We start from the raw sequence: 25,776 nt of genomic DNA, 5'->3' as shown, positions 1-25,776 counted from the left end.
TGACATGAAATTAAAACATCATATCGCAAAATTAAGTGAATTTGAGTGGTTTCGAAAATCTACATGAAGATCCGAAGTATACAGGTTTAATTTGGAGTAATGAAAAATTAGAAGTTCATTTTGCTTCTACTAACATGGAAGCATTAATAAAATCTGAGAAAAAGCAAAAAGAATTTGTTCACCTAGTACACGATGAATATAAAAAAAGAAGATAAGAATTTTTTTATTTTTCATATTTGGCGAAACAAATGGTACAATGGAAGCTAATGTGAAAAATAAGGAAAAGAAGTGGTCTATTTGAAAAACTTTTTAGAATTAGGAATTAGTGAAACTTTTAATCATACATTACGTGAAAATGGAATTACAGAAGCAACACCGATTCAGGAGAAGGCAATTCCTGTTATTATGTCAGGTAAAGATATTATTGGGCAGGCGAAAACAGGAACGGGTAAAACGTTAGCATTCGTGTTACCGATTTTAGAAAAAATCGATCCAGAGTCTAGTGATGTTCAGGCTTTAATTGTTGCACCAACAAGGGAACTAGCCCTGCAAATTACAACTGAAATTAAAAAAATGCTTGTTCAAAGAGAAGATATTAATGTACTAGCGATTTATGGTGGGCAAGATGTAGCACAACAATTGAGAAAGTTAAAAGGTAATACACATATTGTTGTAGCAACACCAGGACGATTATTAGATCATATACGACGTGAAACAATTGATTTAAGTAATCTTTCAACGATTGTACTAGATGAAGCGGATCAAATGCTTTATTTCGGTTTCTTATATGATATTGAAGATATTTTAGATGAGACACCTGGTAGTAAACAAACGATGTTATTCTCAGCAACGATGCCAAAAGATATTAAAAAATTGGCGAAGCGTTATATGGATGAGCCGCAAATGATTCAAGTACAAAGTGAAGAAGTAACGGTAGATACAATTGAGCAGCGTGTCATTGAGACGACAGATCGTGCAAAGCCAGATGCACTTCGTTTTGTTATGGATCGTGATCAGCCATTTTTAGCAGTTATTTTCTGTCGTACAAAGGTTAGAGCAAGTAAGCTTTATGATAATTTAAAAGGACTAGGTTATAATTGTGCTGAACTTCATGGTGATATACCTCAAGCGAAACGTGAAAGAGTTATGAAGAGTTTCCGCGAAGCTAAAATTCAGTACTTAATCGCAACGGATGTAGCAGCTCGTGGACTTGATGTAGATGGTGTAACGCACGTATTTAACTTTGATATTCCTGAAGATGTAGAAAGTTATATTCACCGCATTGGCCGAACAGGACGTGCAGGTGGATCAGGTCTTGCAATTACATTCGTTGCAGCGAAAGATGAAAAACATTTAGAAGAAATTGAAAAAACGCTTGGTGCACCACTGAAAAGAGAAATAATTGAACAACCGAAGATAAAACGTGTAGATGAAAATGGAAAACCGGTACCAAAGCCAGCTCCAAAGAAATCAGGTCAATATCGTCAAAGAGATAGCCGTGAAGGTTCTAGAAGTGGTTCAAAAGGTGGTCCAAGAAACGATTCAAGAAATAGTTCGAGAAATGATAACAATCGATCATTTAATAAGCCAAGTAATAAGAAAAGTAGTACAAAACAAGGTCAGCAAAGACGTGGCCGTTAAATAGTTATTAATCTAAAAGAGTCGCAATGCGTTGCGGCTCTTTTTGTTTTTATACAATGAAGTCGATATAAGTACAAGGGTGGTGCACAGAAGTAATTCTTAAAATTTCATTCACCGAATTGAAAAATTAAAAATTCATAAAGGAAATCAAAAGTAGGATGTTGTATATGTACAATAATTAGGAAACTTTTTATTAACTAAACATATAATTTAAATAGACCGACAGTCGGTCTGGTGGGAAGGAGAACTTGAATGCGAATAGTAAAGGAGTATGAGGAGCGTAGAAAGGAAATTTTAGAAACTGCTGAACGTTTGTTTGTTACGAAAGGTTATACGAAAACAACAGTAAATGACATTTTAAAAGAGATAGGGATAGCGAAGGGGACGTTTTATCACTATTTTAAGTCGAAAGAAGAAGTGATGGATGAAATCATTATGAGGATTATTAAAGCGGATGTTGCTAAAGCGAAAGTAATCATCTCTAATCCAAATATCCCAGTTTTAGAAAAGTTATTTCGAGTTTTAATGGAGCAATCGCCAAAATCAGGTGACATAAAAGATAAAATGATTGAACAATTTCATCAACCCAATAATGCAGAAATGCATCAAAAAAGTTTAGTACAATCCATTATACATTTATCTCCTGTTTTAGCAGAAATTTTAGAACAAGGAATCGATGAAGGCGTATTTTCTACACTATACCCACAAGAAACAATTGAATTATTACTCTCTTCAGCACAAGTCATATTTGATGAAGGTTTATTCCAGTGGAAGCCGGAAGAAATGATGAGAAGAGCGAAAGCTTATATTAAAATGATGGAAGTATCTGTTGGAGCGAAAGAAGGATCCTTTGATTATATGATCGAGGTTTTAATGAAACAGAAATAGCTTTTTTCTGTTTGGGTATTATAGACCGGCAGTCGGTCTAAATTTGAATGAAGGGTGTGATGAAGATGCCAGCAAGTATAAAATCTTCTATGAAAGATTTTCACTTAATGGTGAGTGGGCAAATTATTACTATTTTGGGTTCAACACTTTTACGTTTTGCTCTGTCATTATATGTGCTAGATATAACAGGCCGTGCCGATATATTCGCAGGATTATATGCGGTAACGAGTATTCCGTTTTTGCTAGCTCCTCTTGGCGGAGCGATAGCAGATCGTTTCAATCGCCGTAACTTAATGGTCATTTTTGATTTTATAAACGCTACGATTGTATTAAGCTTTATAGTTTTATTATTTACTGGATCGGTATCTATTCTATTGATTGGAACAATTATGTTTTTACTAGCAGTTATTAGTGCAATGTACTCACCAGTTGTAATGGCGAGTATTCCTCAATTAGTTCCAGAGAAAAAGTTAGAACAATCGAACGGTATCGTAAATGGTGTGCAAGCACTATCTAATATAGTTGCGCCTGTATTAGGTGGAATATTGTACGGCATAATTGGTTTGAAAATGCTCGTAATAATAAGTTGCTTCGCTTTCTTTTTATCTGCGATTTTAGAAATGTTTATTACAATACCTTTTATAAAAAGAGCGCAAGAAAGCCATATCATACCGACAATTGTAAAGGATATGAAAGAAGGGTTTATATATGTTTTAAAACAGCCATTTATTTTGAAGGCTATGTTACTTGCAGCTTTACTAAACTTGATTTTGACACCGTTATTTGTTGTTGGAGGACCTATTATTTTACGAGTAACTATGCAGAGTAGCGATACGATGTATGGAATTGGGATGGGGTTAATTGATTTTGCAACCATACTAGGTGCATTGTCAATCGGTTTCTTTGCTAAAAAGTTACAGATGAAAACATTATATTATTGGATGCTTATTATAGCTCTATTAGTAATACCAGTAGCGTTATCAGTCACACCATTTATTCTTAATTTAGGACACTACCCACCATTTATCCTCTTTATACTTTCTTCTATTCTAATTGCAATGATCATGACAATTGTATCCATCTATGTAATTACTGTAGTCCAAAAGAAAACACCAAATGAAAATCTAGGAAAAGTAATGGCAATTATAACAGCGGTATCTCAATGTATGGCACCGATTGGGCAAGTTATTTATGGTTTTATGTTTGAAGAATTCAATATGAACATTTATTTACCTATATTAGCTATTAGTTTCATAATGATAATAATAGCGATAGTGACGAAGAAAATACTATGGAATGAAGGGAACTAGCTTCATATGATTAGGAGAATGTTAAAAAGAGATTTCTCTCAAAATAAAATGATAATTACCATTTTATTTATGTTTATCATGTTATCAAGTCTTTTAATGGCTAGTGCTTCAAGTAATGTTATAAATCTATTGAACTCGATGGATCGATTGTTTAAAGTATCAAACGCGCCGCACTTCGTACAAATGCATGCCGGAGAAATAAATCAACAATCAATCGATTTATTTGTAGCGAAAACCCCTTTTGTAAAAAAACAGCAAACGGCTGAGATGATTCAAATTGGCGGGTCTAACATTTTTATAAAGAAGAAAAGTGAAGCGGAACATAATAGTGTAATGGACATTAGTTTCGTTAAACAAAATAGTAAGTTTGATTTTTTATTAAATCTAAATAATGAAGTGGTCGATGTCAGGAAAGGGGAAATAGGTGTACCCATTTATTATATGCAAAAATATAATTTGCGTATTGGAGATAAAATATGGGTTGTTAAAAATAATAATGAACTAGAATTGACTATTTCGTCATTTGTTCGTGATGTTCAAATGAACCCATCAATCGTTAGTTCAAAACGATTTGTAATAAGTGATGAAGACTTCGAAAGAATAAAGGGGAATTTTGGAGAAAGTGAATATCTTATTGAATTTCAGCTAACAGATGTAAATAAAATAAATGAATTTGAACATCTATACGAATCATCGAACTTACCTCAAAAAGGTCCCTCTATTACGTATTCACTCTTTAAAACACTCAATTCATTAACAGATGGAATAATAGCTGCTGTGCTCATTATAATAAGTGCATTATTAATGTTAATCGCAATTTTATGTATTAGATTTACGATTATGACTTCAATGGAAGAAGATTATCGGGAGATAGGTGTTATGAAAGCTATCTGTATTACAAGTAAAGAGATTCAAAAATTATATGTAACAAAATATGTTGTTATTGCTGCTAGCGGATGTATATGTGGATATATACTTTCATTATTTGTTACAAAAATATTTACCTCTAATATCTCACTTTATATGGGGATAGCAGAAACAAGTATTTTACATTTTTCTGTGCCATTAATAGTCACAACTTTGTTATTTCTAGCCGTTATCCTTTTCTGTCGTATTATTTTGCGGAATTTCAGGAGAATTACAGCAATAGATGCTTTACGATCAAGAGATAAAATAGGAAAGAGGAAGCTTAAAAGTTCTTTTTCTCTCTCTCAAACTAAAATTACAAATGTAAATATATTTATTGGTATACAAGATGTAGTAAAACGATTTAAGTTATATCGCGTATTAAGTATCGTTGTAATCATAGCTGTATTCATGGTTGTTGTACCTGTTAATTTTTTGTATACGATTCAGTCACCGAAGTTTGTAAATTATATGGGAACAGGAAAAAGTGATATTCGAATAGATTTACAGCAAACTGAAAATATAGAGAAACGATTTAAGGACGTCATATCATATTTACGAAATGATGAAGAAGTAGAAAAATATGCAGCATTTGTAACGAGTACATTTAAAATGGTGAGTGCAGATGGTACACATGAAAACTTAAATGTTGAAGTGGGTGACTTCACTCAATTTCCATTAGATTACATTCAAGGTATGGCACCCAAAAATGAAAATGAAATCGCTCTTTCTTATATGAACGCAAATGAATTAGAAACGAATGTAGGGGATGAGATCGTTTTATTTGTAGAAGGAAAAGAAAAAGCGCTAACGATTAGTGGTATATATCAAGATGTAACAAATGGTGGGAAAACAGCAAAAGCAACCTTCTCTTATAATAAAGAAAATATATTATGGTATGTCGTAAATGTAGATATGAATCCTACTGTGGATTTGCAAGAAAAAGTGAAGGAGTATAAACACAATTTTCATTCTGCAAAAATAACAGATACGGATAATTATTTAACGCAAACTTTAGGAGAGACAATTAAACAATTAAGACTCGTGACTCAAGTAGCTATTTTGATTGCGATATTGATATCAGTTTTAATTACTGCGATGTTTTTTAAAATGTTATTAGCAAAAGATTCCTCCCAAATATTAATAATGAAAAGTATTGGTTTTTCTAGTAAAGATATTCGTATACAGTATATAACACGTTCTATCGTCATTGTATTATTAGGCATTGTGACAGGGACATGTATAGCTGCTACATTTGGTGAGACGTTAGTTAGTTGGTTAGGCTCATTTATGGGAGCAGCTCGTATAAAATTTGTCGTGAATCCTATCGTTTCTTATGTAATATGTCCAGCTATTTTATTTATATCTGTGACAGCAACAACACTTTTCAGTAGTTTCACTATGAAACAAACAAACGATTTAAAACGAAATGGGGAGTAGGGGTTGTAACGTGAAAAAAATTTTAGAAGTAAAGCATTTAAACAAAAAATATTCAATAGATGGAAATGCAAATTATCATGTGCTAAAAAATATAGATTTAGAGATTTATGAAGGAGAATTTGTATCGGTCATGGGGACTTCTGGCTCTGGAAAATCGACGTTACTATATAATATTAGTGGAATGGATCAAATGTCATCAGGAAGTGTGAAAATTGGTAGTAAAGAAATATCTTGTATGAAAGAAGAAGCGTTAGCCAAATTGCGCCTTACTGAAATAGGATTTATTTTTCAGCAGAGCAACCTTCTTAGAAACTTGAATCTATTTGATAATATCATTTTGTCTGCATATTTAGCGAAATGTGAGAGTAAGAAAATAGTAAATCAACGTGCTCTGGAGCTAATGGGGAAAATGGGGATAAGTGCTATAGCATCCCATTATATAACCGAAGCATCTGGAGGGCAATTACAAAGAGTTTCTATTTGTAGAGCACTCATCAATAATCCAAATGTTATTTTTGCTGATGAGCCAACTGGTGCTCTAAATTTAAAATCAACAGAAGAGGTAATGCAGATATTATTAAATATTAATCGTGATGGAACGACTATTATGTTAGTGACTCATGATGTAAAAGTAGCAGCGAAAACAGAAAGAGTTCTTTTTATGGCGGACGGAGAAATTGTTAGTGAAATACAGTTAGGTAAGCTTAGGAACGATGATTTAAAGGCGCGAGAAGAGAAGCTGTTAAAATGGTTATCTATACTTGGATTTTAAAGAAAGGACTCCTATTGAATGTAGGAGTTTTTTCTTTGTTTGAAAGTTCAAAAAGATATATAATAATTTTCTGACTATTTGAATTTGGAGGGCTACAAATGAAAAATGAAACGTTGCACACGCAAGAAGATATTATTAAAATGCTTGATTCATTATTAAGATCGGCAGAACCATTTTGGAATGAATTTTATGCGAATAGAGAAAAAGATGTTCCGTTTTTTGAAAACGTTCCAGATGAGAACCTAGTTTCGTATATACAAAAAAAGCGGGTTTCAAAAGGAAAAGTACTAGAACTTGGATGTGGTCCGGGTAGAAATGCAATTTATCTAGCAAATGAAGGATTTGATGTAACAGCAGTGGATTTATCTATAGAGGGTATTAATTGGGCGAAAGAGAGAGCTTTAGCAAAAGGGGTAGAAATTGAATTTATTTGTGATTCAATTTTTAATTTAGAGAGTCAATATGAATTTGATTTTGTATACGATTCGGGCTGTTTACACCATATTCCACCACATAGAAGAATAAAATATGTGAATTTAATTAAAAACTCATTGAAATCGGGTGGTTATTTTGGATTAACATGTTTTGCGGCAGGTGATTTAGATGAGCGAAATGGATCAGAAATAACTGATTGGGACGTATATAGAGAGTGGAGTCTACAAGGTGGTCTTGCATATTCAGAAGAAAGATTAAGAGAGATATTTAAAGAATTTGAAGTGATTGAAATTAGAAAAATGAAGCAAATTGAACAACCAAATACTATGTTTGGAGAGTCATTTCTTTGGACAGCATTATTTAAGAAGAAGTAAGAAAGTAGATAATTGACAAACTCATCGTTTTTATAGACAATATACTTATAGGAATGTATGTTCGATTTTATTAACCGATGTATATTTTGCGTAAATACATAACAAGGAGCGGTCTCTATATGAGTAACACAAATCAAAAAATTACTACGTTTTTAATGTTTGAAGGCAAAGCTGAGGAAGCGATGAACTTTTACACGTCGCTATTCGACCAATCAGAAATTGTAAATATTTCTCGCTATGATGAAAATGGACCTGGTAAAGAGGGAACTGTAATTCATGCAACTTTTACGTTACACGGGCAAGAGTTCATGTGCATTGATAGTTATGTAAATCATAATTTTACATTTACACCAGCTATGTCTCTTTATGTAACCTGCGAGACGGAAGAAGAAATTGAAACGGCTTTTAATAAACTAGCCCAAGATGGAGCAGTACTTATGCCTCTAGGATCTTATCCGTTTAGTAAAAAATTTGGTTGGTTAAATGATAAGTATGGTGTGTCTTGGCAATTAACACTTGCTGAATAAAAAAGAAGCGTCGCTTATTTGTATACTGTGTTCAGTTAAGAGGTGTAAAACTTGTTTTGATAATAGTTTTGACACCCAAAATACACAAGGGAAAAAGGATGGCAAGTGCCATCCTTTTTGACATATATTGAACTTTTACCGTTTTTAAGAGCCTTCTTCGACTAATGCCCCGTGTAATAAGCCAAAATTCTTAATCAACCTGTAACTTTATAGCTTTAGTGGCAATAAAGGTTTTAATATGCTTATCTAATATCCTTGTTCCACCAAAATCATCCTCATAAAAACCCGTTATAACAAAACCAGCTTCAATTTGACCTTTGATTTGGTCTTCTAAAGTATGTGCGTATTCTATTGTTTGATTTGAATTGATGTAATCTTGAACTTCATTCTCTGGTAAATAATCCAATGTTGATGAAGGTATTGAATGTTTAACATCAAGAATGCCTTTTTGTTCTTGGTTGTCATCAAAAATCCATAGTAAAGGATTTGTAAATCCAGAAATAAGAATGCCTTTATTCTTTAAAACTCTTGAAACTTCATTCCATACAAGATGAACATCTTTTACAAACAAATTAGAAACAGGATTTACAACAATATCAAAATATCTATCTTCAAAATCACTAAGGTCTGACATATCTCCTTGTACTGTTTTTAAAGTCAAACCCTCCCGTTTTGCTACCTTTTCATCTTGTTCCAATTGCTTCTTAGATATATCAGTAACTGTTACATCTGCTCCAGCAGCAGCTAGAACTGGTGCTTGTTGTCCGCCACCTGATGCTAAACAAAGTATCTTTAATCCCTCTAATGACTTTGGAAACCAATCTCTAGGAACTGATTTTTCTGTGGTGACTGTGATTTCCCATTCACCTGATTTACTTTTTTCAATAACCTCGCTACTTACAGGTTGCGTGTATCTAGAACCTTCTTCAACCTTCTTATCCCATGCATTACTGTTTTGTTGTATAGTATCCATTATGATTATTCCTCCTAACTGTCTAGTTGTATTTTAAATGTAAATTTAATACTTATTTATACATTCCCTTTAATTGATTTATGGGAGCTCTTTTCATTTACTTAAGGACAGAAGGCGTAGTCTTTTCTAACCATAGAATGCCATCATATTGTTCTGTCGGAATCATGATTTCTTCATTTTCTTTTATTCCCCAATAACTTGCTGCAGTAGGAGTAAACATCCATGACGTTTCTGGGCGATTACTTTCTCCTTTTAAGTTAACGAAAACATGGGGACTTCCTACCGTGCTGATGATTTTTTCAACGCTTTGTTCTTCATGTTCATTATGTACAGGAATAACTTTTTCATTGACATCATCCCAACTGCTTCCACTATACGCAAATACACCAATCGTGTACATTTGGTCTTTAATGCGCTGTGGAAGATAATCCATCATATTAGGGGCTACATAATTGTATTGTTGCACCTTCGACCAGTCTGATATCATTTTCGAATTTTGTTTTCGAATATGATAATTATGACCCCACACAATGATTTTTTTGTTTTTATACTGCATTTCAGTGAGCCATGCGAAGTTTTGTGCCATTTTTCGATCTCGGATGTAAAAAGAATAGTCTGTCAGGTTAGGTGAGGGGATGCCACCTCTGACTTTCATATCTGCATCTAAATGCGTTTTAATCGCATCAATCCGTATACTGATTGATTTCTCAAGGAAATTCACATCATACGCAGCATGAGGTGCAACTTGAGTCAATTCAGATTTATGATTCTGAATAAATGTTCTAACCTTTTCAAACTTGTTAATTACGGGCTGTATTTCTGCTTTAAATCGATCATAAGGATACGTACCTTTATATTTACTGTAATATCTATCTAGTTCAATTAACTCTGACACTGCTGCATCAAATTCACTCGCCACTTCAGGACTTACTTTTTGCAACCATTCTTTTGCATAGGAGCGGAATGAAGAATTATAAAACAAATTCATATCAAAACCAGCTAATGTGAGTGGCTTTCCTTTTTCTTTTTGTTCTTTCATATAGGTAAATAATTGTTCAAGTTCCTCAGTTTGCCATACAAGGTATAAAGATTGTTTCATTGCTTCTGTAGCAGTTAAGTGATCAATATTTTGCTGAACAGCTGCTGCTTCCCCAAGCCCTGTTTCAAATGCAATCACATCATATCCCATTTCCTCATGTAAGTACTTAATCATACGTATTTTGGATTGATTCATTTCCTTTGCACCATGCGTACTTTCACCAAGTACAACAATACGCTTGTCCTGTACAGCCTCTTTAAGAAATGATAAATCTTCTGTTGTTTGGGAAGTTGGTTCATTTAATTTTTTTGCATGACCGTTTAACCATTCCTCCCATTTGGGTTGATCGACTGGTTTTTCTGCCGCGAATGCTACAGATGTAAAGGTGGTACAGGCAAGAAGAGTACTCATTAGTCCAAGTTTCCATTTATTACACACAACAACGCCTCCAAGTATCATAGTTTACAAGTTGAAAAAGTAATACTAAAATTTACTAATATACCATTATTTATAATAATATATATGATGATTTTTAACAATATTAATATTCAGAAAATAAAAAAGCTCCTTCGATGTAGAGAAGAAACCTTTCTTTCTATAGCACATTTTGCATGAATGTTTACTACTTTATTCTTGTGTTATCATTTCTCTTCACATTGTTTTACTTTGCTCAAGCAGTTCCATTACCTCAGGATCTTGTGTGGAATCTGGAATGAGTACATGAATTTCAAAGTTCATTTTTATGCTTTTCGTATCTATTTACTTATATTTTCATTCTTACTGAACGCTACATCATTAGCAGTTTGTTTATATCCAAGGTTGCCTCGTGTGAAAATAAGTATAAGCAAAGCTACAAGGCCTAATCCTATCACTACAAATATATCCGTATTCTTTAAAACTGCGTTGGTGGAATGAGTTTGTACCAAACTAAACGTATTTACACTCGCATGAACGAGCATGACGATAAATAAGTTTCCGTGATGGCAGTTATAGACCCAAGTGAGAATGATTGAAATCGGTAAACACAGCAAAATAAAAATTGGCAAATGAATATATAGGATTGAAAGGTCAGAACTTGGTCCACCCCTTTGTGCAGTCGTTAAGAAGTGTGGAAGATGCCAAAATGCCCACAAAACACTTAGTAGTAATGTACCTTTTAGTGGTCCAAATTTCGATTGTAATCGAGGTAGAGCAAAACCGCGCCATCCGATTTCCTCAGGGAAGGGTCCGCCGAGAAAGAAAATAGCTACAAAAGAGATGAGGTAGGTTACAAAAAATTCAATATTTAAGCTATGGAAAGTAGGTATCCCTCCATTTACTATCACCATACCTAGAAACATTACAGCAGGGATAACGATGAGAGTAAACAAGTACCACTTCAAACCAACTTTAATAGATATGATGCTTTTTCTAACTTTTTTCCATGACTCTTTGCCTTCAAGAGTGTGAAACATAATATACGCTGCTAACATAGGACCTGCAAATACATTGGCATAAAAGAAAATATCAAACGCTTTTGATTTAGGGAGAATACCCCATTGCGATAAGATAAATGGAATTAAAACAACCCACGAGAATACATATGCCATTATAAAAAATGAAGTTAACGGATAGGATTCCAAATACCCTCTCAGACCACGTGATGAGTTTTGTGATTTTGTTAAATCTTTCAGCATAATCACCTCTTCAATTATAAAATACTGCGATATATGCTAATTCTACATGATCTCATAATGAACCTTTTTGATGTAATAAAGTTAAGGTTTTTGTAAGAAAGGAGCGATACTTTACAAATAAAAGTAGAAATTTCTATAACCGTTTCATTCATTTCTTTGTCTACATTTAGTGCATCTGGGGGAGCAACACATTACCATCATGTTAAATGTAAGTAAAATTCCGTTTAACTAAATTTCTTTCTGTTTATTTTTACAAAAAGAATAGCGCTTTTTGTTTTTGGACAGCCGTTGGGTAACTGGTCAATTACTTGATGCAAGTGGCGGATCTCACCTATAGAACTTGTAAGATAGCGAATTTATAAGGGTCTTCAAATGAAGTGATCCCAAAAGGTTAGGCGCATATTTTAAGCAGTTACTGAGGAATGAACTCTGTATTGGACAGGGCTCATTCCTTTTAATTCGTTTGTTAAGGAACAATAAAGGATAGGTGTTGCATAAGGAGGGATTAGCCGAGGAGTAAAGGCATTATGTAGAGAAACGAGATCTTATCACTTGTAAAACCAGTGATACATTAAAACAAGCATAGAGCACTTTACAATAAAGTGGGTTTCGCTGTATTCCAGTATTAGATGAGGAAGAAGAGTATTTCAATAGATATATATAAAGTCGATTAACTTAAAAAAATGGATCCTAGTAGTAAAAAGCTGCCTGTTCATAGTTTTATTAAGGAGACAAGGAAATATATCAAAAAAGCTGCTTCATTTTACTAAATCTTCTTTACGATTAAGCATTTTCCGTATATTATAATTTTTTTGGGAGAATGAAACTATATTAAGGGATTCATATCCATGCAAAGATAATTGGACTGCTGCCAAAAGGGTGGGGAGATGGGTACAGACTTACCCTTGGAACAATGCAATATGAAAAAGCCCTGCAACATTTAACAAAAGCAATTAACAAATATACGACAATTAAAAGTTTAGTAACATTAGATAATGAATCTCTCGTATGGCCTATTCATGTGACAATTGTTAGTTGGAAAAATGTATTAGACCCCAACTATATGAAATTAGGAGTGTAGAGAAGATGTCAAAAACTTACTTTATAGAAGATTTATATGATTTAAGCTTTGAACAAAAAAAAGACTTATTGAAATTATTTGTTAGTGAAAATGAAACATTATGTTTTTTCTACGCAGAAGAAAATTTAAAAAGTCTAAATAATAAAGAGAAAAAAATGGTTTTAACAAATTTATATGAAAAAAGTCAAAAGTGGATCGTTCCATTGGGGCAAGTAAGAGAACTTAAAGGAATGATGTGGTATAAAGTAAAAATTGATGAAGAAATTATTCAAGCTATTGAGATAGAACAATTATTTTGGTGTGTAATTGTAAAGGACGGGTATCCTGTAAAAGATTTTTCATATAGCTTTGCATTAATTGAAGATGATTGTATAGAAGAATTGGTTATAGAAGAAAAAGAAAAAAATAGCTTTATTAATAAAGTTTGTCCTAAAATAAGAGAGATGTTTGGAGAGAAATTGAAAATTAGTTAAAGTAGTTTCTTCTTATGCAAAAACTTTAAGTAGTCTCTATGCCTAGGACATATTGATACTATTAGTTCCGATAAGGTATATCATTCAACTGGTATTATCATCTGAAATTGTAAAATTAAATCAATTGTGATGCAAATTAAACAACGATGATTCCTAAGTGTGGAAGGATCATCGTTGTTTTGAATGAAGCACCAATAGTAAAGTTTGGTGAAATGAATTTAATAAACCTTATTATTGATTGGTACAAACAGATAATACATGTTTTGAAAAATATAACACGTAAAACAATCAATCCTGAAAAACTGAATTACTGGATGTACATGATATTTTAAACTCTACAACAGTAGTTTCTCGGTTTTTTTCTGTTTAGAGTGATTGTTGTTTCCTCAGTATTTTTCCAAGTTTAGCTAACAGTTCAGGCTGATCCCCTTGGCTCATTACAACTTCAATAAAGATAAGTCGATTCATATTAAAACTGATTTTATTGAAGACTTCTGCTAACTCTATTTCATTTTCTACTTTAAATGTGAGACTTTTTTCTTCTGATCCGAACACGTTTGCTAGTTTCGTGTAATCCCACATTTGTATGTCATTATACGGTTGGTTTTGGCCGTGAATCGCACGTTCAACAGTGTATCCGTTGTTATTGATTAAAAATATAATTGGTTTTAAATTTTGACGTAGTATAGTGGACAACTCTTGAACAGTTAACTGGAAAGAACCATCACCAATAATTAAAATGTTACGCCGTGTTACATTAGCGAGTTGTGTTCCTAATAAAGCAGGGAGTGTATATCCGATAGATCCCCATAACGGTTGTCCTACATATGTAGCGTTATTAGGTAAAGGGATAGCGGCACTACCGAAATATGGTGTTCCTTGCTCTGCAATTAAGACGTCGTTTTCTTGTAAGAAGTGGTACAATTGTTGCCAAAAACGTTGTTGCGTAACGATTTGTGCTTTTGGATTGAACTCTTTAGTAATAGATGATGATTCTGAAATAAACGACTTAATTTCAAGTGTTTCTTCATTACGATGCTCGATTGAATCACTTAAATGTTGTAGTACATCTTTCATTACAACCGGTCCGTATTTTTTATCTATAATTTTCACAGTATAGGGATGAATTTCTATAACTTGTTCTTTCGTAAAGCCTTGTGTAAAGCCACCGGTAATAGTATCAGTTAATTTCACACCGATACTAATGATACAGTCAGATTCATCAACTCTTTTTCGCAAGTATGGAGGACTACCATCGCCAGTGTAAATTCCTATAAATTGAGGATGTTTTTCTGAGAATATGCCCTTGCCCATACTTAGTGAAGCGATTGGGAAGCCAGTTTTTTCTACGAATTGATGTAAATCCTCATCAGCATGAAAACGATTCACTTCAAAATCAGCTAATATAACCGGTTTTTTGGCGCTATTTATTTTGGAAGTGGCATGTAGAAGCATTTTATCTAATGCGTCTTTATTACTTACTATGGGATGATTTAAGATTGGTTCCGTAGGTTTATTAATTGGTTTATTATATACATCGATCGGTAAATTAATATGAACAGGGCGTTTTTCATTCCAACATGCACGGAGTACACGGTCAATTTCCTCAGCGGCATGCTCAGGGGTCAAATTAGTTTGTGCCACAGTAATTTCTCGATACATATTGGAAAAGTGATCGAACTTTCCATCACCTAATGTATGATGAACGAGTTCTCCATTTTCTATTACAGTTGTTGTTGGTGTGCCAGTTATTTTTATAACTGGTACGTTTTCGGCATATGAGCCGGCAATGCCGTTTATGGCGCTCAATTCCCCGACACCAAAAGTGGTAATAAGAGCAGCGACACCTTTTATGCGAGCGTATCCATCTGCTGCATATGCAGCATTTAATTCATTACAATTGCCAATCCACTTTAGCTTTTCATGTGCTAGTACATCATCTAAAAAAGCCAAATTATAATCACCAGGGACACCGAAAATATGTTCAATTCCTAATTCGCTTAGTCGGTCTAGTAAATATGTACTTACAGTATATTGCATTTTCAAGTGAATCATCTCCTAATTGTGCAATGAATATTTCAATAGACTAAAGAAGTTCCAATGCGTTCATTAAAATATTGATTACTGGATTGTGGTATAATTTACATACAGGGGGAAAGTAGATGACACAACATAAAGAAGAACAGATGAATGAAGCATTAGCACTATTTTACTTTGCATATAAAACATTTACTGAAAAGCCAGATGAAATTATAAAAGAGTACGGTATACAGCGAGTACATCACCGAATTTTATTTTTTATTGCACGTTTTCCAGGGATAAGTGTAAATGAGTTACTATCGCTATTAGAAATAAGTAAACAAGCTCTTCACGGACCACTTCGTCAACTTGTGGAAAAGGGACTTATTGAGAGTAATGAAGCTACACATGACCGCCGTGTGAAACAGTTATCTTTAACAGAAGAAGGTACAGATTTAGAGAAAAAGCTGAGCGATGTTCAAAGGATGCAAATGGATGCTATTTTTTCAAAATTTGGTGAATCATGTGAAGAAAATTGGCATCAAGTTATGAATGAAATGGCAAATAGCCGATCAGGTTTTGATGCTTGGATATCAAAACGGGAAGTTGCAATCAATCAAAAATAATACGAAATATATCTGTTTTATAGTTTGAAAAAGAACAAATTTTATCCATACATTTGGCAACTATGGATTGGTCATAGAGTGGATGGATAAAAAGATACATTACTAGATACTTTATACGTGTACGCAATGGAACAATAAAATTCACATTTCCGAGAGGGGAATTATTATGATAAAACTTGTACTTATTCGTCACGGACAAAGTTTATGGAATCTTGAAAATCGCTTTACTGGATGGACAGATGTAGATTTATCAGAGAATGGATTAAGTGAAGCGAGAGAAGCAGGAGCAATATTAAAGAAAAACGGATATACTTTTGATGTTGCTTATACATCTGTATTAAAACGAGCAATCCGGACTTTATGGATTGTGCTACATGAAATGGATCTTACTTGGGTGCCTGTACATAAATCGTGGAAACTAAATGAAAGACATTATGGCGCACTACAAGGATTGAATAAAGAAGAAACTGCAAAAAAATATGGAGAAGAACAAGTTCATATTTGGAGAAGGAGTGTTGATGTAAGACCACCTGCTCTTACTGAAGATGACCCTAGATATGAAATGAATGATCCAAGATATAAAGCACTTAAAAAAGGTGAGTTTCCATTGACAGAATGTTTAGTGGATACGGAGAAAAGAGTACTTGATTATTGGCATTCAGAAATTGCGCCATCATTAAAAAATGGTGAAAAGGTAATTGTTTCATCGCATGGTAATACGATTCGTTCGCTAGTGAAATACTTAGACAACCTTTCAAATGATGGTGTAGTTTCATTAAATATTCCAACGAGCATACCACTTGTTTATGAATTAGACGATGATTTACATCCGATTCGTCATTATTACTTAAGTATGGATGGAGAAGTACCTGAAGGGGAAATTCCAAAACATATTTCTTTTTAACATGAAAATTTGAAACGCACGCTTGTCTACATATACAATGTAGATTCATGATAAAGTGAAACTTTAATCAGTGGGGGTTTTGTTCATCCCCACTGACTATTAGTTGAACCAATCGGGCTGCCCACAAATAGCGGGATAAAAGACGTGGCCTGCTTCTAATGTATATGCGATGTAGCTAACTTTAGAAGGTTGTCCACGTCTTTTGTCATAAAGAGAGCTGCTTGTGCATGTAATGATATCGTGAGTAGTTTTTGAATGGAGGGTGATGTGATTGGTGATCTCTAACATTCGAATCGGATTATTTATTTTAGCGATCATTTTTGTAGTTCTTGTTTTTTTTTATTGGAGAAATGAAGAGTTATACGAAGAGAAAAAGCAGAGAATTCGAAAAACTTGGTATGGATTATTCATAACATCAGTCACAGTTTATTTCATGATAAAAGGAATCGATTTAACCCTCTGGAAAAACTTACTAATGTTTACTGCGATGGTCATTTTCGTTGATATTGCGTTTATTTTAACACCTAACATTTCGGAAATATGGGGAGCGAAATTTAGCGATATCGGTAAAACTGTTCAATCCATAAAGCGGTCATTAATCGCTTCAAAAGCAAGAGGAGAAATATATACGAACATTATCCAAAATATTAATCCAGCAGCATTTGGGACGATGGAATGGCATACAGAAGAGGAATATACAAAAAGTTTAAACGCATTTTTAGATTCATATGGGGAAAAAATTGGAGCGAAAATTGTTGTATTTGAAGCAGCAAATGAATTAAATACGGGCTTTCGTGGTATTCGCTCTCAATTTAGTATTACAGTACCTTTAGAACATATAGAGCAATTAAATGAACAAAAAGCAGTACAAGTAGAGAACGTTGGGATTATACCAGCAAAAATAATGAATGACGTTTTTATAGTTATTGATGGGAAGAAAAATAGCCTTCAAGATCGAGATTTTGAAAATGTATATAATTTAACCATACATCATAGTTATTTTAGTAAGTAGGACAGAATCATTTTTCTGTCCTTTTCTTCTATACATAAATTCAAAACAAAATACGACAAAGTTGAATAAAATAGGACAATCATTCCTACACTAGCACGTAGAGGTGATTGTAGTGATAAAGGATTATGACAATGATTTTTTTAAAGAAGATGGTGAGGATGCAACAGATTTCTCTTTAATAAAAGGAGATACTTTGCAGCAAGTAGAAGAGTTAGAAGAAGAATTAAAAAGAAAATTATAGGTGTACAACTCTGTCTGCATTTGCTATATTATATAAATAAAAGGTTGTATCTTTTGAAAAGGGGGAGAAGAGATGGCTGAAATCAGTGTACAAAAGTCTTCGTTTTTTAAAGAAAAAAAGAAGAATCAAATACAGATTTCTCTCTTGTGAAAGGTGCATTAACGGAAAATATAAATCGGTTAGAGAAACTGATGAATAATAGCAGTTCAAAATATATACGAGTGAAAAAAACAAAAGAAAATGCATAGTGCATTTTCTTTTGTTTTTTATTTAATAGTAAACTTATCTTTTACTTTTTCAGGTAAATCTGCTTTCTGAATCTCTTCATAGGACTTTACTTCAATTGATGATATTTCATTTTTGTTATTATCATCTTGATCTACATAAAGGCGTAAAAACGCGTCTTCATTTAATTTATGATCGTTTTCTTTTTTTGTACTTCTAAATGTAATTTGTTTTTTGGCGCCATCTTCATCATAGGCGGGCAGCGTATAGTTTCGTAAGTTTCTACCTTCTACTTTTTCGGTATCTCCTTCGCCTTTTATCTGCACGTAATATACATCTTTACCAATTCTATTTAGTGACGCTCTCTCACAGCCCATAGTAAAACTAGAAAATAATAAACATAGTGTAATAATTGCTAAAAACTTTTTCATTTTCTCTATCTCCTTCAATGTGTTTCTTTTAAAAGTATACGACTATTATTAAAAGAGAAAAATCGATATAGATTACAACCCCCTTACAATGTTGTAAGAGTGTTGTACATAAAATGAACAATATATATAAAATATTAAAAAAGTTAAAATAAAGGTAAAATAATGAATCATGGTATAATGATAAAAGACTTACATATTATTTTGTCATTTGGAGAGGAGCTTGAAAAATGTATTCTACTTTAGAACAATTAACAAAGCACCCTGTATTTTATCATTTTGCAGAAATTTCAAAGATTCCTAGAGGATCAGGTAATGAAAAGGAAATTAGTGATTATTTAGTTGGCTTTGCTAAAGAGCGTAACTTAGAAGTGATTCAAGATGAAGCATTAAATGTCATTATTAAAAAAGAAGCAACTGCTGGCTATGAAAATGTATCAGCTATTATCATTCAAGGTCATATGGATATGGTTTGCGAAAAAAACCAAGCAACAGTACATGATTTTGAAAAAGATCCAATTGAATTACGAATTATTGGAGACATGTTATACGCAAATCAAACAACTTTAGGTGCTGATAATGGTATTGCAGTTGCGTATGCATTAGCTTTATTAGATTCAAAAGACATTCCACATCCAGCACTTGAAGTCGTTATCACTACCGAAGAAGAAACGACAATGGGTGGGGCTTTTGCTGTTGATCCAAATCATTTTGAAGGAAAGATTTTTATAAATATTGATTCTGAAGAAGATCACAAATTACTTGTAAGTAGTGCAGGTGGTGCGAAAGCTGTTGAAACAATTCCAGTAATTTGGGATGAAGCGCCAGCGAATACGGATGCATACCGTCTATATGTTGGTGGTCTAAAAGGCGGACATTCTGGTATGGAAATTGATAAGCAACGTGGTAATGCGAACAAAGTATTAGGACGAGTATTACATGATTTATCAACAAATACGGAGTTTAATATAAGTGAAGTTCACGGCGGATTAAAACGAATGCAATTCCGCGTGAAAGTGTAGCTACAATTTTATTGCGTCAAGAAGATGTAGAGAAGGTAGAAGAAAAGCTTGAGTCATGGACAAGAGTATTACAAGAAGAAATGCGTGCTGTTGATCCAGATGTTCATGTTACACTTACAAAGTTGGATGAGAAAGTAGAAAAAGTATTTGCTAAAGAAACACAAAAGCAGCTTATTTCATCATTATTCTTAATTCCGAATGGTATTCAAAGTATGAGCATGGATATTAAAGGTCTAGTAGAAAGCTCAACAAATTTAGGTGTTATTGAAACATTGCAAGATGAAATTAAATTACGTAACGAAGTACGAAGTTCTGTAAGTAGTTTAAAACAACATGTTGCAGAAGAAATCAAATATATTGCCGAATTAGTTGGTGCTACATTTGAAATTGAGTCAGAGTATCCAGAATGGCCATACAATCCAAATTCACAAATTCGTAATTTATTTGAAAAAGTTCATCAAGAAAAATACAATAAAGATATTGAAATTTTCGCTGTGCATGCAGGGATTGAATGTAGCGCATTCGTTCAAAAAATGCCTGAATTAGATGCAATTTCATTCGGACCAGACATTTTCAACGTGCACACTCCGGATGAACATATCAGTATCTCTTCTGTAGTGAATAACTGGGGATTCTTCATTGATGTAATGAAGGGTACGAAAGAATTAGCTAAATAATAATGATGAAATAAAAGTAGCCTATAAAACTTTATAGGCTACTTTTTTGTATGAGTTTTATGAGAACTATAGATGTTGATTTTTATTATGAGTTTTTCAGTTGATAGTTTTGTTCTTATTTCTAGAAGAAATTGTACCAAAGATTGCTCCGGATATTGCTCCGATTAAAGTCATAAAAATTGCACTCCATGCTGCAAATGACATTGTTACACCTCCAAATAATAAATTATTGTTTCTTAATCCCTTTAATAGAAATGATGATTGCAACAACTACTAAGAAAATAAGAGGAGACCAAGAATAGAAAGACATGTAGCATTCGCCCTTCAATATTTATTTAAGCTATTTATATAAATTAATTATCACATGTTTTTAAATCGAACATGTAGAATATGCAATATTGCATGTCGAATTGTAGAACATGAAGAATTTGACTTATATAATTTATCACGATATGATTCCTTTATAATAAAAGAAAGGCTTGAAGACAATGATTCGTCGTTTGAGAAAGCTAAAAAATGTAGCAGTCGTAGTAAGCTTCTAAGTAAATTGCAAAAATCTACACTACTTAGAAGCGAGGAATAAAGTTATGAAGCATCCATTATATAATCATTGGTCAGAAACGAAGTATTTAAAAGATATAGTAACAAATCCACTCATTGAGGTAGGAGAGTACTCCTATTATTCAGGGTATTATGGTCATCAAAATTTTGAAGATGGCTGTGTCAGGTATTTATGGGGGGATGCTAAGTCCCGAGCGCTTTTCAATCCAATTGAACAGATGGGTTGGAAACTTGATAAACTCATTATTGGAAATTATGTTTGTATTGCAAGTGGAGTTGTCATTCTAATGGGTGGGAATCATAATCATCACCCTGAATGGATTACAGTATATCCATTCGCTGAGCAAATTGAACAATCATATGAACCGAAGGGTGATACAGTCATTAAAAGTGATGCTTGGATTGGAATGAATGCTATAATAATGCCTGGCGTTACAATCGGTGAAGGTGCAATCGTTGCAGCAGGATCTGTCGTAAGTAAAGATGTTCCGCCGTATACAATAGTTGGTGGAAATCCTGCTAAAGAAATAAAGAAACGGTTCGCTGATAAAGAAATTAATATGTTAATAGAAATGCGTTGGTTTGATTGGGATAGAGAATTGATTGAGAGGGCAATTCCTCTTTTATCTAGTCCATCCATTGAACCATTATATACTTTTTATAAAAATGAAGTGAAAAATAAATAAGTTAGAAAAACTACATTCAATATAGGATGTAGTTTTTTTACTACAAAATAACTAATAGTTTAGATTAAGAAAAATTCATATGTGGTATGAGTCTAGTAAATAGCTGGATTTAATAATTAAAAGCCTTGTCTAATAAACTAGTGCTAAGCTACCAGTGTGTTTCGATATTCAATCGGGGCACACTGGTTTTATTTTTTTGTAATTGTGGAACAAATGTATTACGTAGATTGTCTATTAAGTGTAATCCTAAAAAATATGAAAGTACGAATCATTTTGAAAAATACAAAGGTATTAAAAATAGGGATGTGAGTGGGAATACTAAGTGTCGGTGCGCCTAAAAGGGTGGGGTGAGATGGTCTATATGAAAGTGATCCTAATGTCTTTTATGTATATAGAATTTGATCACACTGTCTATTTTTTGGGGATTATGTTAGAAAAACGTTTTTTGAGTACAAAGCTATTGGAGGTAACAGAAGTGAAAGGTATGTTTTGCAAGAGATTTATTGCAATAGTAACAGTGCTTACACTATTTTGTAGCATGGTCGTTACATTTGGAAGAGCATCAGCGGAAACAGTTCCTGTTATAGACGTAGAAGCTGGATCAGCAATTTTAGTAGAAGCAAATTCCGGGAAAATTTTATATGAAAAAAATGCAGATGAATCATTAGCAATTGCTAGTATGACAAAAATGATGAGTGAATACTTAGTCCATGAAGCGGTGGATAAAGGAAAACTCAAATGGGATCAAAAAGTTAAAATTTCTGAATATGCATATAAGATTTCGCAAGATCGCTCATTATCAAACGTTCCATTAGAAAATGGTGGCTCTTATACGGTTAAAGAGTTATATGAGGCAATGGTAATTTACTCTGCAAACGGAGCAACAATTGCTTTAGCTGAAGAGATTGCTGGAAAAGAAGTTAATTTCGTAAAAATGATGAACGATAAGTCAAAAGAGTTTGGAATGAAAAATTATAAATTTGTAAACTCTACAGGTTTAACAAACCAAGATTTAAAAGGACATCACCCAGAAGGGACAACTCCAGACGAGAAAAATAAAATGTCTGCAAGAGATTGTGCAATTTTAGCACAACGTCTTATTAAAGATTTTCCAAAAATATTAGATACAGCAAAAATCCCTAAAAAAACATTCCAAGAGGGTGGTAAATATCCAATTGATATGGCGAACTTTAACTGGATGTTAAAAGGTTTAATTAAGCAATATGAAGGTGTAGATGGTTTGAAAACAGGAACTACTCCAGAAGCTGGAGATTGTTTCACTGGTACAGTAGAAAGAAACGGTATGCGTCTAATCTCTGTAGTGATAAAAGCAAACTCTCATACGGCACGTTTTGATGAAACAAAGAAATTATATGATTATGGATTTGCGAATTTTGAAGTGAAGAAGGTCTATGGAAAAGATTCAGTAGTAAAAGGGCATGAAACAGTGCGAGTAGCAAATGCAAAAGACAAAGATGTAGTTGTTCAAACGAAGCAAGCTGTTTCACTTCCAATGCCAAAGAGCAACAAAGACGCTTATAAAAAAGAATTTAAAGTATCGAATAAAGAACAAGAAGCGCCTATTAAAAAGGATGTAACAATTAGTAAAATGATTATTTCGCCTAAAGATAGTGCAGATTCTGGATTTTTATCAGGTAAATCATTACAAGTAGACCTTGTAACAAAATCTGATGTAGAACAAGCTAATTGGTTTACACGTTTAATGCGCGAAATCGGATCTTTCTTTAGCGGTATGTGGGATAGTGCGGTTGATATAGTAAAAAGCTAACTTTATAGAATAAAATAGAATATTAGCTTGAAACAAAAGGGTTGAAAGTAGTATAGATTCTTAAGTGGATGGCTTAGAATTGAAGATTGTATTAATTTTCAAATTTGGTTCTTCGGACTTTGTGGAATTGTTATTAAGATAAGATAAATTTGTGTCCATATAATTAAAAAACGCTATTCTTTTTGTAGAAATATACAGAAAGAATAGCGTTTATTATGAATTTTTTGATTCAAAGCATTCTGGTGCAAGGTTAGTTAAATAAAGTTGTATGATGGAAAAACATTCATTATTCCATCAAGTGACAATATAAAATTAATATCTGGTACTTATTTCTGTTATCAAATTTTATAAAAATTTAATAAAATCTTTTCTTTGTATTAAATATTTTGTTTTAAATTAATTACATAAAGAAATGGAGGACAGAAAATGAATTTTTTAAAGAAATTTAAGTATCTTTTATAGTGTTTATCCTTATGTATATAGTTATTCTTTAATTTCAATCGAATACAAAAAGCAAGGTATCCGAGAAAAAAATACGTTTTTAATGGATGTACCATATGGAAGGAACCCCTAATAATTTCACTTGAAAATCGGTAATTAATGAAACAAAAAATAATCAAATGATACACGATTACGAGTTAATATACCGAATAGATATGATTACAAGTGACAATCTTTGATACTGACAAGCGAGGTGACGTCGATGAGAGGGACATTAATAAAAATCGGAGTATTTATTTTGGTTTTAACAGTAGGGCTATATCTTGCGAAATATGCATATGACCATCATACGAACCGAGCTAAAGTAAGAGACACGATTCAACAAATATCAATAGAGCATGGTATACCACCATGGATTCCTTTATCTATTGCATTCCATGAAAGTAAGTTTGATCGAAACGCAGTTGGAGATCAGGGCACATCATTTGGACTGTTTCAGCTTCATCGAGGTGGACTAGCACCTAAAGATTTAACGAACGAAGATTTGAAAAATGCTGAAACCAATACTCGAATTGCAATATCTAATATGATAAATGCATATAACCGTGGTTTACAGCAAAATTTAAAAGGGTCAGAGCTATTAAAACATGTTGCTAATACCTCAGGGTGGCCTGGAAATAAGGGGGTTCAATGGACAGATAAACAGACAGACTATAACGAGGGATTAGAAAACAGTTTTAAAATGTTTTCTAAACGACAATACGATTTTATAGAATGAAATTTCTTTTTTCTTTCTATTATTATATAAATTATGACTAAATACGAAAGTTCCCTAAAACAGATACATAGTTTGACTTTGTACTGCTTATATTAGGGATTTAAAGAAATAATATGTACAATTCTCCCACTACACTAGTATAGTGGCCTTCATTAACAGCAAAATCTACAATTTACAAGGAGAATATTTTATGAGTAAGAGAATAAAAGAATTAGATTCCATACGAGGGTTAGCGGCACTTACAGTGGTATTTGGACATTTTTGTTTAATGCTACCATCGTTGCCTAATTCTATTAAATTTTCCCCGCTTAGGTTTTTATGGGCGGGTGGAGAAGCTGTAATCGTTTTTTATGTACTAAGTGGTTTTGTGTTATCTATGGCACTTTATCATTCAAAAACAAATTATTGGGGATATTTAATTAAGCGATTTGTAAGAATCTATATCCCTTATTATTTTTGGATAATCATTACCTTTGCTTTATTTATTTTGTTTTCGTCGTATGAAGTGGCAGGACTACGGGATTGGTTCTATGATAGGTGGCAAGGGTCTATAACAAAATTAGATATTATAAACCACTTTGTGCTTCTTAATAATTTTTTTACGGAAAATTATAATCCAGTTATTTGGTCATTGGCTCAAGAAATGCGTATATCTATTGTGTTTCCTTTGTTATTCCTTCTTTTTTATAAACTGAGTTGGAAGAAAACGATACTAATTGCTTTGAGCTTTTCTTTAATTAGTGTTTTCCTTAATATGTTGCATATTGGGAAAGCAGAGGGGATTTTTATAATGGTTATGCCGATACACTGCATTTCACATCTATGTTTATGG

Annotated in this window: 21 protein-coding genes and 4 pseudogenes; 20 read left to right on the top strand and 5 right to left on the bottom strand. The window is 33.0% G+C overall.

Annotation, left to right across the window (positions count from 1 at the left end; all coding sequences use genetic code 11):
- The 8 genes and pseudogenes from CDB3_RS11935 to CDB3_RS11900 all read left to right on the top strand — a co-directional run.
- Window positions 1-215: pseudogene (locus CDB3_RS11935) on the top strand (hypothetical protein); the annotation flags it as partial.
- A 73-nt stretch (window positions 216-288) separates the two neighbouring features.
- Window positions 289-1,641: a DEAD/DEAH box helicase gene (locus tag CDB3_RS11930; RefSeq protein WP_128854636.1), complete on the top strand. Its 1,353-nt coding sequence runs from the start codon at window positions 289-291 to the stop codon at window positions 1,639-1,641.
- A 252-nt stretch (window positions 1,642-1,893) separates the two neighbouring features.
- Window positions 1,894-2,529, top strand: a complete 636-nt coding sequence (locus CDB3_RS11925; protein WP_128854635.1) for a TetR/AcrR family transcriptional regulator — start codon at window positions 1,894-1,896, stop codon at window positions 2,527-2,529.
- A 65-nt stretch (window positions 2,530-2,594) separates the two neighbouring features.
- Window positions 2,595-3,839 carry an MFS transporter gene (locus tag CDB3_RS11920; protein ID WP_256869767.1) on the top strand — a complete coding sequence of 415 codons (1,245 nt, stop codon included), beginning with the start codon at window positions 2,595-2,597 and terminating at the stop codon, window positions 3,837-3,839.
- 6 nt (window positions 3,840-3,845) lie between these two features.
- Window positions 3,846-6,185 (top strand): ABC transporter permease, encoded by a 2,340-nt coding sequence (locus CDB3_RS11915; protein WP_128854634.1) that lies wholly within the window; start codon window positions 3,846-3,848, stop codon window positions 6,183-6,185.
- Between the two features lie 10 nt (window positions 6,186-6,195).
- Window positions 6,196-6,957, top strand: a complete 762-nt coding sequence (locus tag CDB3_RS11910; RefSeq protein WP_128854633.1) for an ABC transporter ATP-binding protein — start codon at window positions 6,196-6,198, stop codon at window positions 6,955-6,957.
- Window positions 6,958-7,055: 98 nt separating this feature from the next.
- The gene (locus tag CDB3_RS11905) at window positions 7,056-7,766 is read left to right on the top strand and encodes a class I SAM-dependent methyltransferase (RefSeq protein ID WP_128854632.1); all 711 of its coding nucleotides are present in this window, start codon (window positions 7,056-7,058) and stop codon (window positions 7,764-7,766) included.
- A gap of 119 nt (window positions 7,767-7,885) precedes the next feature.
- Window positions 7,886-8,293: a VOC family protein gene (locus tag CDB3_RS11900; RefSeq protein ID WP_128854631.1), complete on the top strand. Its 408-nt coding sequence runs from the start codon at window positions 7,886-7,888 to the stop codon at window positions 8,291-8,293.
- Between the two features lie 190 nt (window positions 8,294-8,483).
- Here the strand turns inward: CDB3_RS11900 and CDB3_RS11895 are convergent, their stop codons facing one another.
- The 3 genes from CDB3_RS11895 to CDB3_RS11885 form a co-directional block, all read right to left on the bottom strand.
- Window positions 8,484-9,266, bottom strand: a complete 783-nt coding sequence (locus tag CDB3_RS11895; protein ID WP_128854630.1) for a class I SAM-dependent methyltransferase — start codon at window positions 9,264-9,266, stop codon at window positions 8,484-8,486.
- Between the two features lie 97 nt (window positions 9,267-9,363).
- Complete coding sequence (locus CDB3_RS11890; RefSeq protein WP_128854629.1) at window positions 9,364-10,743, bottom strand: erythromycin esterase family protein; 1,380 nt, start codon at window positions 10,741-10,743, stop codon at window positions 9,364-9,366.
- Window positions 10,744-11,060: 317 nt separating this feature from the next.
- On the bottom strand, window positions 11,061-11,981 hold the full coding sequence (locus tag CDB3_RS11885; protein WP_128854628.1) for a CPBP family intramembrane glutamic endopeptidase: 921 nt from the start codon (window positions 11,979-11,981) through the stop codon (window positions 11,061-11,063).
- A 913-nt stretch (window positions 11,982-12,894) separates the two neighbouring features.
- Here CDB3_RS11885 and CDB3_RS31650 point away from each other — a divergent pair.
- Entirely contained in the window at window positions 12,895-13,062 is a 168-nt protein-coding gene (locus CDB3_RS31650) for a hypothetical protein (RefSeq protein WP_179139694.1), read from the top strand.
- 5 nt (window positions 13,063-13,067) lie between these two features.
- Window positions 13,068-13,535: a hypothetical protein gene (locus CDB3_RS11880; protein WP_128854627.1), complete on the top strand. Its 468-nt coding sequence runs from the start codon at window positions 13,068-13,070 to the stop codon at window positions 13,533-13,535.
- Window positions 13,536-13,901: 366 nt separating this feature from the next.
- Here CDB3_RS11880 and CDB3_RS11875 read toward each other — a convergent pair whose 3' ends face one another.
- Entirely contained in the window at window positions 13,902-15,581 is a 1,680-nt protein-coding gene (locus CDB3_RS11875) for an alpha-keto acid decarboxylase family protein (protein WP_128854626.1), read from the bottom strand.
- A gap of 116 nt (window positions 15,582-15,697) precedes the next feature.
- Here CDB3_RS11875 and CDB3_RS11870 point away from each other — a divergent pair, with 116 nt between their 5' ends.
- The 5 genes and pseudogenes from CDB3_RS11870 (at window position 15,698) to spoIISB (ending at window position 18,585) form a co-directional block, all read left to right on the top strand.
- Window positions 15,698-16,180, top strand: coding sequence for a MarR family winged helix-turn-helix transcriptional regulator (locus CDB3_RS11870; protein WP_128854625.1), 483 nt, complete (start codon window positions 15,698-15,700; stop codon window positions 16,178-16,180).
- A 166-nt stretch (window positions 16,181-16,346) separates the two neighbouring features.
- On the top strand, window positions 16,347-17,084 hold the full coding sequence (gene gpmA / locus CDB3_RS11865; RefSeq protein ID WP_128854624.1) for a 2,3-diphosphoglycerate-dependent phosphoglycerate mutase: 738 nt from the start codon (window positions 16,347-16,349) through the stop codon (window positions 17,082-17,084).
- A gap of 271 nt (window positions 17,085-17,355) precedes the next feature.
- Entirely contained in the window at window positions 17,356-18,096 is a 741-nt protein-coding gene (locus CDB3_RS11860; RefSeq protein WP_097808850.1) for a type II toxin-antitoxin system SpoIISA family toxin, read from the top strand.
- Window positions 18,097-18,208: 112 nt separating this feature from the next.
- A complete protein-coding gene (locus CDB3_RS11855) occupies window positions 18,209-18,337 on the top strand; it encodes a D-alanyl-D-alanine carboxypeptidase (protein ID WP_128854638.1) in 129 nt (42 codons plus the stop codon).
- Window positions 18,338-18,409: 72 nt separating this feature from the next.
- Window positions 18,410-18,585 (top strand): annotated as a pseudogene (spoIISB, locus tag CDB3_RS32960) (stage II sporulation protein SB).
- Window positions 18,586-18,603: 18 nt separating this feature from the next.
- Here the strand turns inward: spoIISB and CDB3_RS11850 are convergent.
- On the bottom strand, window positions 18,604-18,993 hold the full coding sequence (locus CDB3_RS11850) for a YxeA family protein (RefSeq protein WP_128854623.1): 390 nt from the start codon (window positions 18,991-18,993) through the stop codon (window positions 18,604-18,606).
- Between the two features lie 227 nt (window positions 18,994-19,220).
- Between CDB3_RS11850 and pepD the strand changes: the two are divergent.
- From pepD to CDB3_RS11820, 5 genes and pseudogenes are all read left to right on the top strand, one after another.
- A pseudogene (gene pepD / locus CDB3_RS11845) lies at window positions 19,221-20,689 on the top strand (beta-Ala-His dipeptidase).
- Between the two features lie 587 nt (window positions 20,690-21,276).
- Window positions 21,277-21,936, top strand: a complete 660-nt coding sequence (locus CDB3_RS11840) for a CatB-related O-acetyltransferase (protein ID WP_128854622.1) — start codon at window positions 21,277-21,279, stop codon at window positions 21,934-21,936.
- 475 nt (window positions 21,937-22,411) lie between these two features.
- Window positions 22,412-23,725 carry a D-alanyl-D-alanine carboxypeptidase family protein gene (locus tag CDB3_RS11830; RefSeq protein WP_306295563.1) on the top strand — a complete coding sequence of 438 codons (1,314 nt, stop codon included), beginning with the start codon at window positions 22,412-22,414 and terminating at the stop codon, window positions 23,723-23,725.
- A gap of 703 nt (window positions 23,726-24,428) precedes the next feature.
- On the top strand, window positions 24,429-24,944 hold the full coding sequence (locus tag CDB3_RS11825; RefSeq protein WP_128854621.1) for a transglycosylase SLT domain-containing protein: 516 nt from the start codon (window positions 24,429-24,431) through the stop codon (window positions 24,942-24,944).
- 190 nt (window positions 24,945-25,134) lie between these two features.
- Window positions 25,135-25,776: pseudogene (locus tag CDB3_RS11820) on the top strand (acyltransferase family protein); the annotation flags it as partial.

Source organism: Bacillus sp. CDB3 (assembly GCF_002081505.1).
Lineage (GTDB): Bacteria > Bacillota > Bacilli > Bacillales > Bacillaceae_G > Bacillus_A > Bacillus_A cereus_AT.
Note: the sequence above shows the minus strand (reverse complement) of the source record. Positions and strands in the feature narration are given on the sequence as shown.

What these genes read in the sequence shown, in the direction of transcription:
- CDB3_RS11840 (WP_128854622.1), top strand. Translation starts at nt 21,277, where the DNA reads ATGAAGCATCCATTATATAATCATTGGTCAGAAACGAAGTATTTAAAA.
- CDB3_RS11915 (WP_128854634.1), top strand. Translation starts at nt 3,846, where the DNA reads ATGATTAGGAGAATGTTAAAAAGAGATTTCTCTCAAAATAAAATGATA.
- CDB3_RS11905 (WP_128854632.1), top strand. Translation starts at nt 7,056, where the DNA reads ATGAAAAATGAAACGTTGCACACGCAAGAAGATATTATTAAAATGCTT.
- CDB3_RS11850 (WP_128854623.1), bottom strand. Translation starts at nt 18,993, where the DNA reads ATGAAAAAGTTTTTAGCAATTATTACACTATGTTTATTATTTTCTAGT.
- CDB3_RS11880 (WP_128854627.1), top strand. Translation starts at nt 13,068, where the DNA reads ATGTCAAAAACTTACTTTATAGAAGATTTATATGATTTAAGCTTTGAA.
- CDB3_RS11870 (WP_128854625.1), top strand. Translation starts at nt 15,698, where the DNA reads ATGACACAACATAAAGAAGAACAGATGAATGAAGCATTAGCACTATTT.
- gpmA (WP_128854624.1), top strand. Translation starts at nt 16,347, where the DNA reads ATGATAAAACTTGTACTTATTCGTCACGGACAAAGTTTATGGAATCTT.
- CDB3_RS11925 (WP_128854635.1), top strand. Translation starts at nt 1,894, where the DNA reads ATGCGAATAGTAAAGGAGTATGAGGAGCGTAGAAAGGAAATTTTAGAA.
- CDB3_RS31650 (WP_179139694.1), top strand. Translation starts at nt 12,895, where the DNA reads ATGCAATATGAAAAAGCCCTGCAACATTTAACAAAAGCAATTAACAAA.
- CDB3_RS11895 (WP_128854630.1), bottom strand. Translation starts at nt 9,266, where the DNA reads ATGGATACTATACAACAAAACAGTAATGCATGGGATAAGAAGGTTGAA.
- CDB3_RS11920 (WP_256869767.1), top strand. Translation starts at nt 2,595, where the DNA reads ATGCCAGCAAGTATAAAATCTTCTATGAAAGATTTTCACTTAATGGTG.
- CDB3_RS11900 (WP_128854631.1), top strand. Translation starts at nt 7,886, where the DNA reads ATGAGTAACACAAATCAAAAAATTACTACGTTTTTAATGTTTGAAGGC.
- CDB3_RS11885 (WP_128854628.1), bottom strand. Translation starts at nt 11,981, where the DNA reads ATGCTGAAAGATTTAACAAAATCACAAAACTCATCACGTGGTCTGAGA.
- CDB3_RS11825 (WP_128854621.1), top strand. Translation starts at nt 24,429, where the DNA reads ATGAGAGGGACATTAATAAAAATCGGAGTATTTATTTTGGTTTTAACA.